Here is a 13,350-nt window from a genome sequence, read left to right on the forward strand (position 1 = left end):
GCGGGTCTTCGTCGTGGTCTTGGCCGGGTTCTCGTTGCCCGACGGCGGCTGGGGCGGCAGGCCGAACGCCGCGCCCGTGTACGGGTCGTGGGGGCTGGGCCGGCTGGCCGTAGTGGCCCTGCGGCGCCTGCTGGCTGTACGGGGGCTGCTGCGGGTGCTGCGCCTGCGGCGCGGCCTGACCGTACTGCGGCTGCGGCGGCTGCTGGGCGCCGGGCTGCGGCGTGGGCTGCGGGGCGTACGCGCCGTAGCGGGGCTGCGGCGGCTGGGCGGGCTGCTGCGCGGCCGGCTGGGCCGGGGGCTGCGGCGCCGGGGGCACGAGGCGCGGGAGCTGCTGGGTGGGGTGCTCCTGCGGCGCGGGCTGGGACACGGGCGGCTGCGGCGCGGTGGGCTGCTGCGCCGTCGGCTGGTCGGCCTGAGGCTGCGCGGGCGCCGGCTGCGCGGGCTGCTGTGCCTGCGCGCCCTGCGGAACCTGCTGCGCGTCCTGGTTCTCGTCGTTCGTCGGCTGGCTCATGACCTCTACTTCACACGATCGTTCTGGAACCGGACTGGAGCGAACCTGGGAGTTCGCTCCGAGAACGGAGTGTTTCTGGATTCTCGCCCAGGGAGCCCACCGCCGCATCGACCGCGTCCTGCACGCGCCGCGCCAACGCGTCCGCGGACGCCGGAGCGCGCCGTGACCGGTCGACCAGCACCTCGACGACCTGGATCCCCCGCACCGGGCCGGCGAGCGTCCCCTCGAGCTCGGCGACCGCCGCGGGCACGCCGGCGTGCCGCGCGTCGACGCGCACGTGGGACGCCCCGTACGCCCGAGCCAGCAGACCGAGGTCCACGGCGTGCGGCGTCGAGAAGACGCGCTCGAACGTCGACCGGCGCCCGACGCCCGACGCCGCGAGCGCCCCGGGTTCGAGCGTCGCGAAGATCGAGCCGCCGCCGTCGTTCGCGACGACGACCTGCAGGTCCACGTCGTCGCCCGCGAGGTGCAGCCCGCCGACGTCGTGCAGGAAGGTCAGGTCGCCCAGGTACGCCCGGGTCGGTCCGAGGCCCGCGCGCCGGGCGGCGACCGCCACCCCGACGGCGGTCGAGATGCTCCCGTCGATGCCCGCGAGCCCGCGGTTCGCGACGACGCGCGGGGGCTCGGCCCACGCGGCGACGAGGTCGAGGTCGCGTACGGGGCTGCTGGCCCCGACGACGAGCACGTCGTCGGGCGCGCTCGCCCGGGCCACGGCGTCGGCGACGACCACGGGGTCGAGCGCGCCGCCGTCGGCCGATCGCAGCTCGCCGACCGCGTCGCGCACGGCCTGCGACGCCGCGGCGCCCGCGGCGCGCCAGCGGGCGGCCCACGCGGACTCCTCCGACCCGGGCTCGAGCCAGGACCCTGGGACGCCGGGCAGCACGTGCGCGGCCGCGCGCGCGGCGTCGGGCCACGGCCCGGAACCCGGCGCGACGACGATCACCTCGACCCGCTCGCCGGCGGGCGCGAGCGCACCGCCGAGCAGGCGCTGCACGGGGCGCGAGAGCGTCGGGTTCCCGAGCACGACGACGCGTCGCACCTGCGGCCCCAGGACCTCGAGGACGAGCCGGTGGGCGGCCACGATCTGCGGCCCTCCCAGCGCCCCCGACGACGGCTCCGCCAGCAGCGGCCAGCCCCGCGCCTCGGCGAGCCGCCGCGCGAGAGGGCCGGCGCCGTCGCCCGCGACGACGACCGTCGCGGGCGCGACGTCGAGCAGGGGGCGGGGACGTCGTCGGGCGACAGGACCGCCGACGGCGCCGCCGCGACCGTCGAAGGTGACGCCGCGCCCACCGACGGTGACGCTCCGTCCAGCGGCGGTGGCGTCGGGACGAGGGGCTCGCGGTACGCGAGGTCGAGGTGGACCGGGCCGGGCCAGCCGGACCGCGTCCCCCGGGCGGCGGCGACCGCGCGCGCGGCGAGGTGGTCGAGGTCGCGCAGCTCGGTCGGGAGCCCGGCGGGGGCCGGCACGTCGACCGTGAGCCGGGTCGCTCCCGCGAAGATCCCGACCTGGTCGGTGGTCTGGTTGGCGCGCGTGCCGCGCAGCTCGTGGGGGCGGTCGGCGGTGAGGAGCAGCAGGGGGACGCCCGCGTGGTGCGCCTCGAGGACGGCCGGGTGGAGGTTCGCGACCGCCGTGCCCGACGTCGTCACGACCGCGACCGGTTCGGGCACCCCTCCGCGCAACGCGCTCCCGCGGGCGAGGCCGAGCGCGAGGAACCCGGCGTCGCGCTCGTCGACGCGGACGTGCAGGTGGAGGCACCCGGCGTCGGCGAGGGCGCTCGCCGCGTACGCGAGCGGGGCACTGCGGGAGCCGGGGGCGACGACGACGTCCCTCAGCCCCTGCGCGACGAGGGCGTCGAGCAGGCGCCGGGCCGCTGCCACGGCGGGCGGGTCGCCTGGTGCGGCGTCCTCGGGGTTCACGTCTCGAGGCTATCCGCTCCCGGGTACTGCCTCCGCCCGGACGGGCACAGCCGGGCGCCGCCCCGAGTCTCCGGATCCTGCCGTCCCCGGTACCCGGTGGCAGCAGGATCCGGAGTCCCGTGCCGACCGGGTCGCGCGGTGCTTCAGGCCGCGGAGTAGCGCCGTCGCGCCGCTTCCCCCGTGGTCCCCAGCGCGACGCCGACCTGGTGCCAGGAGATTCCTTCGGCGCGCGCCTCCGCGACCAGCTCCGCCGCACGGCGCTCGAGATACGAACGCTGGTACCGCACCTGCCGCAGCGCGATCAACGGTGGCACATGGTGCGACGAGTCCGGACTGAACGACTTCTCGAAAACATCGGCGGCGCCCTCTCCGAGCCGTACGAGCTCGGCCTGCTGCTCCGCAGGCAGTTCGTCGAAGCGTGTCATCCGAGTCCTCCTGCTCGTAGGTACTTGTCGCGCGCCGGTCTCATGCCGTGCGCGATGGCCGTCATCCCGAACCACTCGATCACCCCGACCTCGATCAGGTCGGTTCCCGTACGCCCGGGACCGAGGAACATCACCATCCCGTCCGGCTGTGTCAGCACAGCTACCGGCATGGCGTAGGCGTGCAACAGGTCCTCCTCACGCACTCCGTGCCACAGGGCGCTCGGCAGGAGCAGCGGCTCGTCGTCCATGACGACAACCATAGTAGGCAAAGCGAGTTGCCAAGGTCGAGAGGTTGCCCGGTAGGGCTCACCCGCCCGTCACACTGCGTGAGCGCGGAACCACGGCTCGTTGAGGACAGCGTCGACGGTGCGCGCCAGCCCGCCGGGGGCGTCGTTCACCAGCACCACGGAGGCACCGACCGCAGCCGACGCGCCGTCGTTGCCCTCCCGCCCCACCTGGCGGACCCGAACGTCGACGCCGAGCTCTGCCGCGCGTGCGCCGTCGCGCGCTGCGTCCCACCTCCGACCGGGCGGCACTGGCAGCCACAACCAGCAAGCCTGCCTCCCGGACGGCTCGGGGACGGGAACCGGGAGGCCCGCCTGCAGCCGGAGGTTGGCGATCTCGAGCTGGACGCCCGCGTGGACGAGCGCCAGCTCCGACACCCCCGCACCGGGAGCCCGCGCCGCGGTCTCCAGGACGACCAGCCGTCCGTCCGGCCTCGCGACGAACTCCGTGTGGACGACGAAGTCACCGTCCGTGCCGAGCACGTCGACGACGGCCCGGTTCAGTGCGTGCGCACGAGCGGCCCACTCGCTCCCGGCGGGCACCGTCCAACCGCCGAGGGCTCGTCCCTCGCCGACGCCGAGCAGCGGCCCGAGGTAGCGCCCGGCCTGGACGGGCTCGACGCGTCCGTCTCGCACGATCGCGTTGACGTGCCCGAGGTCCCCGGAGACGAACGCCTCGAGCTCCCAGCCCGGCTCGCCGTCGTGCCGGGCCAGCCAGGCCTGCACCGCCCCGGCGTCCTCCAGCATCTCGACGCCGCGGGAGTTGGCCTCGCGACGTGGCTTGGCGACGACCGGGAGCCCCAGCGTCGAGACGGCGCGCTCGGCCGTGTCCCGCGCCGCCACGACGACGGGATCGAGGGCCACGGCCTGGGGAACCGGGACGCCGGCCGCGGCCAGATGGCACTTCATCACGACCTTGTCGAGGTAGCCGTCGACGTTCGTCGGGTGTCGGCGCGGCAGTCCCACCACGTCACGCAGCCGAGCGCAGGCCGCGACGCAGTACTCGTCGTTCGTGACGATCTCGACGGCGTCCGGCGGCATCGACGTCACGACCGAGTCCCACTCGTCGCGGGCAGCGCGGACGACGGTCACCGGGCCGGCCTGGACGTCCTCCCGCAGGACCTCCTGCGCAGTGCCGTCGGTGACCACGACGACGTCGTAGCGGTCCGCCGGGAAGGCGTGGGCCGGGTCCGTGGTGAGCGGCTGTCGCGACTGGAGGACATAGACGCGGGTACGTTCGGAGGATGCGTCCGAGAGCGTCATCGGGACAGGCTAGGCCGAGGAGTCGCGCGGTCGACGCCGACGTCGAACCGACGCGGATTGTCGCCCCCAGCCTGCGTGGACGACGATCCGCGTCAGTTCGGCGCGACGCGGACCAGGCCCACGAGGTGCGAGTAGCGTTCCCGCTCCGCGAAGTCGGACCATCGTCAGGTCGCCGGGTGGCCGACCTCGGCGCACAGGTGCAGGAGCACGTCGCCGACGACGACCGCGACGTGTGCTCCCCAGGCGTTCTCCGACCGGCCGAAGAGCGCGAGATCGAGGTCGCGAGCGTCGTCGCGGGGCGGGTGCCCGAACCGCGGGTCCGCCCAGAGCTCGCTCGACCGGTGCGGTGGCACCTCCCGGGCGAACAGCGCGAGGACCGCGTACGCGTACCGCTGACAGTTGGCACCCTCGCCCAACGGTCGCGGATCGGCGGCGCCGGGGTGCGCGTCCGAGAGGTAGGGCGCGCACGATACCCAGGCGGGCCACCCGCCGGACGGCGCGAGCCGGTCCAGGGCGTCCGCCGTGACCACGGCTCAGCCCTCGACCGTGTCCCGAGCCAGCCGCTCCCCCGCGAGCGCCCGGACCCGGGCGAGCCGGTCGAGCCAGGCGGCCCGGACGTCGTCGGGCGGGGCCATGGCGACCAGGCGCTCGACGTCGGGCGACGGCCGGTGCCCGGGGCCGCGCGGCACGGGGATGGCCCCGTGGACCGGGAGCAGCGAGGGCGCGACGTCGCGCTCGAAGAGCTGCGCGGTCGCGAGCCCGCACGCGTACGGGAGCTCGGGCAGGGCGGCGGCGAGCGCGAGGCCGGCAGCGAGCCCGACGGACGACTCGAGCGCCGACGATACGACGACCGGCAGCCCGACCTGCTCGGCGAGGTCCAGGCAGGCGCGCACGCCGCCGAGCGGCTGCACCTTGAGCACGACGACGTCCGCGGCGTCGGCGCGCACGACGGCGAACGGGTCCTCCGCGCGACGGATCGACTCGTCCGCGGCGACGGGGACGGCGACGACGCGCCGGACGGCCGCGAGCTCGGGCACGGTCGCGCACGGCTGCTCGACGTACTCGAGCCCGCCGGCGGCGCGGTCGAGCAGCGGCAGGCGCCGGACGGCCTCCTCGACGGACCACCCGCCGTTGGCGTCGACGCGGATCCGGCCGCCGGGGCCGAGCGCGTCCCGCACGGCCTCGAGCCGCGCGATCTCGGCCTCGACGGGCTCGGGAGCGCCGCGCGTGCCGTCGGGCAGCGGCGACCGCTCCGCGACCTTGACCTTCGCGGTGCGGCAGCCGCCGGACGCGAGGACGATCTCGCGCGCCCGCTCGGGCCCGACGGCCGGCACGGTCACGTTGACGGGGATCGCGGACCGTCGCGGTTCGGGCCAGCCGACGGTCGCGGCCTCCTCGGCGGCGCGCCACCAGGCGAGCGACTCGGCGTCGTCGTAGTCCCAGAAGGGCGAGAACTCGGCCCAGCCCGCCGGGCCGCGCACGAGGAGCCCGTCGCGGACGTCGAGCCCGCGGAAGCGCGTGCGCAGGGGGTCGACCAGACGACGACGGGCTCGTCGCCGCCCTCCGGCCCGGTCACCACTCGCCCCGCTGGTGACGCTCGGTCCGCTCGACGACTTCTTGGGCGAGCTGGAGCGCGACCGGCCGGACCGACCGCCCCTCGGACAGTGCCGTGAGGGCCGCCCCGTCGACGATCGCGACGATGAGCTGAGGCGAGACGTCGAGGCCGAGCTTGGCGAGGAGCTCGGAGACGGCGTCGTCGAGCCCGTTGCGGGTCTCGGCGTAGGCACGGCCGAGCGCCGCCGAACGGCCTGCGGCGACGAGGTGCTCGTAGAACCCGCGGACGGCGGCGTCGTCGCCGCTCGGACCGATGGCGTCGACGATCCGCTCGGCCTTGCCGGCGGCGGTGGTGGGGAGGTCGTCGCGCTCGACGACCTCGCGCGTGTGCGCGGTCCAGCGCTCGACGAGGAGGCGGCCCGCGGTCTCGACGAGCTCGTCGAGACCCGAGAAGTAGTAGGTGGTCGCGGCGAGCGGGACGTCGGCCTGCGCGGCGACGGTCCGGTGGGTCACGCCCGCGGGACCCTCGGAGAGGATCAGCTCGGCCGCGGCCCGGACGATCGCGTCGCGACGCTGTGCGCCGCGGCTCTGCCGCCGTGGCTCGCGGGGTTTGCGCGGCCCGCGGGCGCCCGTGTGCCGGGGCGGCTGCGCGGGCTCACCGGGTCGCCCGGGGCCCCGAGGCCTGTCGGGGTCTGCTTGGGTCATGCGTGTCCTCCCCTGCGAGGTTCAGTCCGACGATCCCTGCGACGACGAGCGCGAGGGACACGATCTTCAGCATCGTGACAGTCTCCCCGAAGAGCGGGATCGCCAACAGGGCCGTCGCGGTGGCGCCGACGCCCACCCACACGCCGTAGGCGACGCCGACGGGCAGGGAGCGTAGCGCATACGACAGGCCGACCATCGACGCGGCGAGCAGGACGACGAACCCGACGCTGGGCCAGAGCCTGCTGAACCCGTACGAGGCCTTGAGGCACAGCGCCCACCCGGCCTCGAACCCGCCCGACACGATGAGGACGGCCCAGGCGAGCCCGGACCCGGTGCTGGAGATGGCGTTCACGTTCGCCTCCGCGGATGACGACGCGCGACCCCGGGTGTCAGGTCCGCCGTCGGGTCGCGCGAAGTGGTACTAGCGTACCATAATGCAGCGTCGGCTAGGGTCGTGCCCGGCTCGACCCCTCGGGAAACCTCCATGACCTCACTCGGCTCGCCTCACCCTGCGCACCCGCGCACCGGCCCGCTCCTGGCGCTCGTGTGCGTCCTCGGCGGATCGTTCGGCGTGCAGCTCTCGGCCGCCCTCGCCTCCACGCTGTTCCCCACCGTCGGCACGGTCGGCGTCAGCGGCCTGCGGATGGCGGTCGCCGCCGCCGTCCTCCTCGTGGTGACGCGCCCGAGCCTGCGCGGACGCTCGGCGCGCGCCTGGGCCGGGATCGCGTCCTACGGGCTCGCGATGGCCGCGATGAACGTCCTGTTCTACAACGCCGTCGACCACCTGCCGCTCGGCTTCGCCGTCACCCTCGAGTTCCTCGGCCCGCTCGCCGTGGCCGCGCTCGGGGTGACGCGGCGCCTCGAGCTCGTCCTTCCCGCGACCGCTCTCCTCGGCGTCGTGCTGATCAGCGGGCCGGGCGGCGAGGCGGACGTCGTCGGGATCCTGTTCGGCCTCGGCGCGGCCGTCGCGTTCGGCGCCTACACCCTGCTGGCCGGCCGGGTCGGGGGCGACACGAGCGGCCTGGACGGGCTCGCGCTGTCCGTGACCGGCGGCGCGGTGCTGCTGCTCCCCTTCTCGATCGCGTCCGCACCGCACGTGGACGCGGCCGGGTGGGGGCGCCTCGCCGCTTCCGGGATCCTCGGCGTCGCGATCGCGTTCAGCCTCGACTTCCTCGCCGTGCACCTGAGCTCGCCGCGGGTCGTCGGCACGCTGTTCGCGATGGACCCCGTGGTGGGTGCGCTCGTCGGGGCACTGGCGCTCGGGCAGGGGCTCGCACTGGTCGCCGTCGTCGGGATCCTCCTGGTCTCGTTCGCCGGTGCCGCGACGATCTGGCTCGCCGGCCGCGTCGGCGCGCGGCGCACGCTCGAGGACGTCGAGCCCGACGACGCGCGTCCGTCCGCTCACTAGCATGGACGCCGTGACCGACGACGCCGCCCCCTCCCCCACGAACCCCTCCGACCTCCCGGAGCGCGTGTCCGAGACGTTCGACCCGAGCCGGTGGCGCACCGTCGACGGCTTCGAGGACCTCACGGACCTCACCTACCACCGGGGCGTCCAGCGGGAGGTCGCGGCCGACGGTGCGACGACGACGCAGGACCTGCCCGTCGTCCGCATCGCCTTCGACCGGCCCGAGGTCCGCAACGCCTTCCGCCCGCACACCGTCGACGAGCTCTACCGGGCCCTCGACCACGCCCGCATGACGTCCGACGTCGGGACGGTGCTGCTGACCGGCAACGGCCCGTCGCCCAAGGACGGCGGCTGGGCGTTCTGCTCGGGCGGCGACCAGCGCATCCGCGGCCGGTCCGGCTACCAGTACACGACCGCGCCCGACGGCGGAGGCGACGTGCACACCCGCGACGCCGTCGACCCCGCGCGCGCCGGGCGCCTCCACATCCTCGAGGTGCAGCGCCTGATCCGGACCATGCCGAAGGTCGTGATCGCCGTCGTCAACGGGTGGGCCGCGGGCGGCGGGCACTCGCTGCACGTCGTCGCGGACCTGTCGATCGCGAGCCGCGAGCACGCCCGGTTCAAGCAGACCGACGCGAACGTCGGCTCGTTCGACGGCGGCTACGGCTCCGCGTACCTCGCCCGGCAGGTCGGCCAGAAGCGCGCCCGCGAGATCTTCTTCCTGGCCCGCGAGTACTCCGCCCAGGACGCCTACGACTGGGGCGCCGTCAACGAGGTCGCCGACCACGCCGACCTCGAGGACCTCGCCCTCGAGTACGCGCGGACCATCGCCGCCAAGTCGCCGCAGGCGATCCGCATGCTCAAGTTCGCGTTCAACCTCGCCGACGACGGCCTCATGGGCCAGCAGGTCTTCGCCGGGGAGGCGACCCGGCTGGCGTACACGACGGACGAGGCCGTCGAGGGGCGCGACGCCTTCCTCGAGCGCCGCGAGCCGGACTGGTCACGCTTCCCGTACGCGTTCTGAGACGTCCACCGGTTCCGCTGCGGCGACCAGGGCCGCGGCCAACCCCGCTCGCCCGCCCGCATGACCCGCGCGTGAGACCACGCCGCGAGCGGCCGGGACAGCGGGCCGACAGGGTCGAGCCACCACCGCGCCGTCCGCACGTCCCAGTGCACGACGACGACGGTCGCCCCCGGTCCGGCGTCCGACAGCGTGACCAGGCCCATCCCCACGAGGTCACCGGTCACCGCGAAGCACGCCGACGACGGCGGCTCGACCGTCGTCGCCTCGAGCTCGAGCCGCAGCCGCCGCCCGAACGGCGTGCGGAAGGCGAGCGCGGCGCGCGACCCCTGCCGGGCGCCGTCGTCGGTGAACGCGACGACCTGGCCCCGCAGGCCCGGCCACCAGCGCGGCCACGACAGCTCCGGGTCCGCGAGCACCGCCCAGCACGCCTCGCGCGGGGCCGCGAGAGCCCAGCACGAGACGAAGGCGTACGCACGCCCGGTCCTCGGTGACGGCACCCCGCCAGTCTGCACCTGGCGGGCGCGGACACGCCCGGGACGGCCACAGGTGCAGACGAACCACCCAGGTGGAAGGGTGGTGGTGATGCCCGACACGACCGCCCCGCCCGCACCCCGCTGGGTCCCGCCGCGCTGGCTCCTGTGCACGGTGGGCGTCGTCCTCGCGGTGGTCGCGTGCACCGCGTGGGGCGTGACGACCGCGAGCGCCGACCTGAGCCTCGGCCCCCACGAGGCCCGCTACGAGGTCACCACGGACGGGCTGATCGTCGTGGACCTGGGCCCGCTGGGGACGGTCGAGCTCGACTCGCCCGCGCCGCTGGGCCTCGGGGCGCGCGTCGTCGTCAAGGAGATCCCCACCGAGCTGACGTCGGTCACGCCGGCGCAGAACCTCGACGCGCTCGGCACGGACGTCCAGTCGTACCTGCAGTTCTTCGCGACCCCCGACATCACGGTGCACCGCGCCGTGCGGGCGCTCGCGGTCGACGCGGTGTGGCGCACGCTCGCCGCGCTCGCCGCGGTCGCCCTCGCCACGACGGCGGTGGTCCTGCTCCTCGGCCGGGCCCGACGGCGCGAGCTCGCGGCCGCGGCCGGGCGCCACACCTGGGAGCTCACCGCGGGGCTCGTGGTGGTCGTGGCGACCGCGCTCACGCTGAGCTCGTCGGAGCCCGGCACCTCCACCACCACGGCCCAGGAGGGCAGTCCCCTGTTCGCGGGCACGCCGCTCGCGGGCGCCAGGATCACGGGCCGCCTCGCCGGGGTGGTCAACACGTACGGCGAGCAGCTCGTCACGGCGTACCAGAGCTCCGAGGACTTCTACGCGAAGGCGAACCGGAACCTTCAGGCCGCGTGGGACGAGCGTGACGACCTGCAGGACGCCGAGGACGCGCTCGCACAGGCCACCACGACGACGCCGCCCACCGTGCCGGCGACCGGGACCGAGGGGACGGCCACGCCCAGCCCCAGCCCGACGGCGTCGTCGGACCTGGTGACGCTGCTGGTCGTCTCGGACCTGCACTGCAACACGGGCATGTCGCCGCTGATCCACACGGCCGTCGAGCGGTCGGGCGCGCAGGTCGTGCTGAACGCCGGCGACACGACGATCAACGGGACCGCCGTCGAGCAGGTGTGCGTCGACAGCTTCGCCAGCGCGATCCCCAGAAGATCCCCACCGTGATGGCGAACGGCAACCACGACAGCCCGCTCGTCGCGAAGTTCGCGCGCGACGCCGGCTGGACCGTGCTCGACGGCGACGTCGTCGACGTCAAGGGCGTGCGGATCCTCGGCGACCACGACGTCCTGCAGACCCGTATCGGGGTCGCGTCGCACCAGTCGGGCGACGTGAGCCCCGGCGAGCAGTCCCAGGCCCTGTCGGACAAGGCGTGCGACGCCGAGAAGGACGGCATGCCCGGGGTCGACCTGCTGCTCATCCACGACCCCACCATCGGCACGGTGCCGCTCGAGTCCGGGTGCGTGCCCGCGCAGGTCTCGGGGCACCTGCACCGGCGCATCGACCCGACCCAGATCGGGCTGGGGATCCGGTACGTGAACTCCTCGACGGCGGGGGCGACGCTGGGCCAGGCGACGGTCGGCCCGCTGCACGGCACGGCCGAGATGACGGTCCTGCGGTTCGACACCCAGACCCACCGGTTCGTCGACTGGCAGCTCGTGTCCGTCACGAAGAAGGGGTCGCGTCGGTGTCCGAGCGGCAGCCGTGGCCCGAGCCGACGAGCGCCGAGGTCCCCGCGTCGCCGCTGCCGCCGGGCGACTGAGCGGGCGGCGGCGGGAGCGCGGAGCCCAGAGCACGATCGCCGTCGACCTGGGCGACCTCGACGAGGGCATCCAGCACCACATGAAGTGACGCGACCACTCAGCCGGTGACCTCGCGCCGGTGGCCGCCGCGCTCCTCACCGACGCCTCCCGCCTGGTCGACGCGCGACCCCCGCGCCGGGGCGGCGGGTGAGGCGGCGTCCACCTGGGTCCTCGCACGGGCCGAGCGGATCGCGGATCCGGCCCTGCGCGCCCGGTTCCTCGCCACGCGCCCCCAGTCCCGGCTCGTCCGCTCACCGGCCGGACCCGACGAAGCCGGCCGCTGACGCGTGCCAGGATCAGACGCGTGCCGACCACCACCCCGGAGATCCGTCCCGCCGTCCCCGACGACCTGGCCGACGTCGCGCGCATCTACGCGCACTACGTCGAGCACACGCTCGCGACCTTCGACACCGAGCCCCCGACGCTCGAGACGTGGCACGACAAGCACGCCGCGAGCGTCGGCGCGGGCTGGCCGTTCCTCGTCGCCATGGGCCCGCTCGCCGACGACGACCCGGAACCCCAGGTGCTCGGCTTCGCCTACACGTCCCCGTACCGCCCCAAGGCCGCCTACCGGTACACGGTCGAGGAGACCATCTACCTCGACCCGGCGGCGACGCGACGAGGCCTCGGCGGGCGTCTGCTCGACGCGGTGCTCGACGCCGCCCGTGACGCCGGTGCGCGCGAGGCGATCGCAGTGATCGCCGACGCCGTCGACCCGGCCGACCCGCGGGGCACGGTCACGCGGACGCCGTCGAGCGTGCTGCACGAGCGGCACGGCTTCCGCGCGGCCGGGCGCCTCGAGGGTGTCGGCCGCAAGCACGAGCGGTGGGTCGCGGTCACCCTCTACCAGCGGAGCCTGCACCCGTCGGCGTGACCGCGCCGTCGACGGCACGGCGGAGCGCCGACAGGACCCCGGGGGCGTCGATCGTGCCCACCACGGCCCCCGGTCCGCCGTCGGCGACCTTCCCGTCGACGACGGCGACGACCCCGTCGGGCGCCTCGGCGACCGCCTCGAGCGCGGTGGCGAGCGTCGCGTCCAGCTCGACGACGGGGCCGGCAGGTCGCGTCCGCCCGTCGGCCGGCTGCACGTCGCCCCGCTCGACGTGCGTGATCCCCAGCAGCCGCACGGGCGCACCGTCCCCGACGAGCGCCCGGACCGCGTCCGACGCCGGTCGCGCCAGGACCTCGACCGGGTCGGCGAGCTGTTCCACGTGCCCGCCACGCGAGAACACCGCGACCCGGTCGCCGAGCCGGACGGCCTCGTCGATGTCGTGCGTGACGAACATGACCGTGGTGCCGAGCTCGCGCTGGATCCGCCAGAACTCCGCCTGCAACCGGCGGCGGCCCGCCGGGTCGACCGCACCGAACGGCTCGTCCATCAGCAGGACCGGCGGGTCCGTCGCGAGCGCGCGGGCCACACCGACACGCTGCTGCTCGCCGCCCGACAGCTCGTGCGGGTAACGCTTCGCGTACCGGTCCGGCGGGAGGCCGACGAGGTCGAGCAGCTCCGCGACCCGGTCCTTCGTGCGCCTCCGGTCCCACCGCAGCAGGCCGGGCACCGTCGCGACGTTCTGCGCGACCGTCCGGTGCGGGAACAGACCCACGTTCTGGATCACGTAGCCCATCGAGCGCCGCAGCCGCACCGGGTCCGCCGCGAGGACGTCCTCGCCACCCACCAGGATCCGGCCGCCGCTCGGCTCGACGAGCCTGTTCGTCATCCGCAGGGTCGTCGACTTACCGCAGCCCGACGGCCCGACGAGTGCCAGGATCTCGTGCTCCACCACCTCGAGGAGAGGTCCTCCACCGCGACGGTCCCGTCGGGGTACTCCTTGCGGACGTGCTCGAAGACGATCGCGGCGTCGGCCATGGATCGAACCTACCCGGATGCGCCGACGGTGACGCCCCGTTCGCCGAGGGTGACGCCCGGCTCGCCGCCCGCCGCCCGCCACCCGC

Annotated in this window: 16 protein-coding genes; 6 read left to right on the top strand and 10 right to left on the bottom strand. The window is 75.2% G+C overall.

The window, feature by feature from the left end; all coding sequences use genetic code 11:
- Window positions 1-521: 521 nt before the first annotated feature.
- From QQK45_RS21790 to QQK45_RS02835, 9 genes are all read right to left on the bottom strand, one after another.
- The gene (locus tag QQK45_RS21790; RefSeq protein WP_348525328.1) at window positions 522-1,550 is read right to left on the bottom strand and encodes a thiamine pyrophosphate-dependent enzyme; all 1,029 of its coding nucleotides are present in this window, start codon (window positions 1,548-1,550) and stop codon (window positions 522-524) included.
- The gene (locus tag QQK45_RS21795) at window positions 1,451-2,428 is read right to left on the bottom strand and encodes a thiamine pyrophosphate-binding protein (protein ID WP_348525129.1); all 978 of its coding nucleotides are present in this window, start codon (window positions 2,426-2,428) and stop codon (window positions 1,451-1,453) included. The genes QQK45_RS21790 and QQK45_RS21795 overlap by 100 nt, the downstream gene beginning before the upstream one ends.
- Before the next feature lie 143 nt (window positions 2,429-2,571).
- Window positions 2,572-2,853 (bottom strand): hypothetical protein, encoded by a 282-nt coding sequence (locus QQK45_RS02805; protein WP_284291973.1) that lies wholly within the window; start codon window positions 2,851-2,853, stop codon window positions 2,572-2,574.
- A complete protein-coding gene (locus QQK45_RS02810) occupies window positions 2,850-3,101 on the bottom strand; it encodes a hypothetical protein (protein ID WP_284291975.1) in 252 nt (83 codons plus the stop codon). The genes QQK45_RS02805 and QQK45_RS02810 overlap by 4 nt, the downstream gene beginning before the upstream one ends.
- 69 nt (window positions 3,102-3,170) lie before the next feature.
- Window positions 3,171-4,400, bottom strand: a complete 1,230-nt coding sequence (locus QQK45_RS02815) for an ATP-grasp domain-containing protein (protein WP_284291977.1) — start codon at window positions 4,398-4,400, stop codon at window positions 3,171-3,173.
- Window positions 4,401-4,564: 164 nt separating this feature from the next.
- Window positions 4,565-4,930 carry a hydrolase gene (locus QQK45_RS02820; protein ID WP_284291979.1) on the bottom strand — a complete coding sequence of 122 codons (366 nt, stop codon included), beginning with the start codon at window positions 4,928-4,930 and terminating at the stop codon, window positions 4,565-4,567.
- Between the two features lie 3 nt (window positions 4,931-4,933).
- On the bottom strand, window positions 4,934-5,881 hold the full coding sequence (locus QQK45_RS02825; protein WP_284291981.1) for an o-succinylbenzoate synthase: 948 nt from the start codon (window positions 5,879-5,881) through the stop codon (window positions 4,934-4,936).
- 91 nt (window positions 5,882-5,972) lie between these two features.
- Window positions 5,973-6,467 carry a TetR/AcrR family transcriptional regulator gene (locus QQK45_RS02830; RefSeq protein ID WP_348525130.1) on the bottom strand — a complete coding sequence of 165 codons (495 nt, stop codon included), beginning with the start codon at window positions 6,465-6,467 and terminating at the stop codon, window positions 5,973-5,975.
- 142 nt (window positions 6,468-6,609) lie between these two features.
- Window positions 6,610-7,011, bottom strand: a complete 402-nt coding sequence (locus tag QQK45_RS02835; protein ID WP_348525131.1) for a DMT family transporter — start codon at window positions 7,009-7,011, stop codon at window positions 6,610-6,612.
- 132 nt (window positions 7,012-7,143) lie between these two features.
- Here QQK45_RS02835 and QQK45_RS02840 point away from each other — a divergent pair, with 132 nt between their 5' ends.
- From QQK45_RS02840 to QQK45_RS02865, 6 genes are all read left to right on the top strand, one after another.
- Window positions 7,144-8,067, top strand: a complete 924-nt coding sequence (locus tag QQK45_RS02840) for an EamA family transporter (protein WP_284291983.1) — start codon at window positions 7,144-7,146, stop codon at window positions 8,065-8,067.
- 1 nt (window position 8,068) lies between these two features.
- Window positions 8,069-9,091: a 1,4-dihydroxy-2-naphthoyl-CoA synthase gene (locus tag QQK45_RS02845; RefSeq protein WP_284291985.1), complete on the top strand. Its 1,023-nt coding sequence runs from the start codon at window positions 8,069-8,071 to the stop codon at window positions 9,089-9,091.
- 582 nt (window positions 9,092-9,673) lie between these two features.
- On the top strand, window positions 9,674-10,762 hold the full coding sequence (locus QQK45_RS02850) for a hypothetical protein (protein ID WP_284291987.1): 1,089 nt from the start codon (window positions 9,674-9,676) through the stop codon (window positions 10,760-10,762).
- A complete protein-coding gene (locus QQK45_RS02855; RefSeq protein ID WP_284291988.1) occupies window positions 10,759-11,466 on the top strand; it encodes a metallophosphoesterase family protein in 708 nt (235 codons plus the stop codon). The genes QQK45_RS02850 and QQK45_RS02855 overlap by 4 nt, the downstream gene beginning before the upstream one ends.
- The gene (locus QQK45_RS02860; protein ID WP_284291989.1) at window positions 11,463-11,681 is read left to right on the top strand and encodes a hypothetical protein; all 219 of its coding nucleotides are present in this window, start codon (window positions 11,463-11,465) and stop codon (window positions 11,679-11,681) included. The genes QQK45_RS02855 and QQK45_RS02860 overlap by 4 nt, the downstream gene beginning before the upstream one ends.
- Before the next feature lie 20 nt (window positions 11,682-11,701).
- Window positions 11,702-12,271, top strand: coding sequence for a GNAT family N-acetyltransferase (locus QQK45_RS02865; RefSeq protein ID WP_284291990.1), 570 nt, complete (start codon window positions 11,702-11,704; stop codon window positions 12,269-12,271).
- Here the strand turns inward: QQK45_RS02865 and QQK45_RS02870 are convergent.
- On the bottom strand, window positions 12,234-13,283 hold the full coding sequence (locus tag QQK45_RS02870) for an ABC transporter ATP-binding protein (RefSeq protein ID WP_431310318.1): 1,050 nt from the start codon (window positions 13,281-13,283) through the stop codon (window positions 12,234-12,236). The genes QQK45_RS02865 and QQK45_RS02870 overlap by 38 nt on opposite strands.
- Between the last annotated feature and the right edge of the window lie 67 nt (window positions 13,284-13,350).

Origin of the sequence: Luteimicrobium album, assembly GCF_030161555.1 — a bacterium.
GTDB classification, from domain to species: Bacteria; Actinomycetota; Actinomycetes; order Actinomycetales; family Cellulomonadaceae; genus Luteimicrobium; species Luteimicrobium album.

Excerpts from the sequence above, each read along its gene's own strand:
- QQK45_RS02805 (WP_284291973.1), bottom strand. The coding sequence starts at position 2,853 with ATGACACGCTTCGACGAACTGCCTGCGGAGCAGCAGGCCGAGCTCGTA.
- QQK45_RS02810 (WP_284291975.1), bottom strand. The coding sequence starts at position 3,101 with ATGGACGACGAGCCGCTGCTCCTGCCGAGCGCCCTGTGGCACGGAGTG.
- QQK45_RS02815 (WP_284291977.1), bottom strand. The coding sequence starts at position 4,400 with ATGACGCTCTCGGACGCATCCTCCGAACGTACCCGCGTCTATGTCCTC.
- QQK45_RS02840 (WP_284291983.1), top strand. The coding sequence starts at position 7,144 with ATGACCTCACTCGGCTCGCCTCACCCTGCGCACCCGCGCACCGGCCCG.
- QQK45_RS02845 (WP_284291985.1), top strand. The coding sequence starts at position 8,069 with ATGGACGCCGTGACCGACGACGCCGCCCCCTCCCCCACGAACCCCTCC.
- QQK45_RS02850 (WP_284291987.1), top strand. The coding sequence starts at position 9,674 with ATGCCCGACACGACCGCCCCGCCCGCACCCCGCTGGGTCCCGCCGCGC.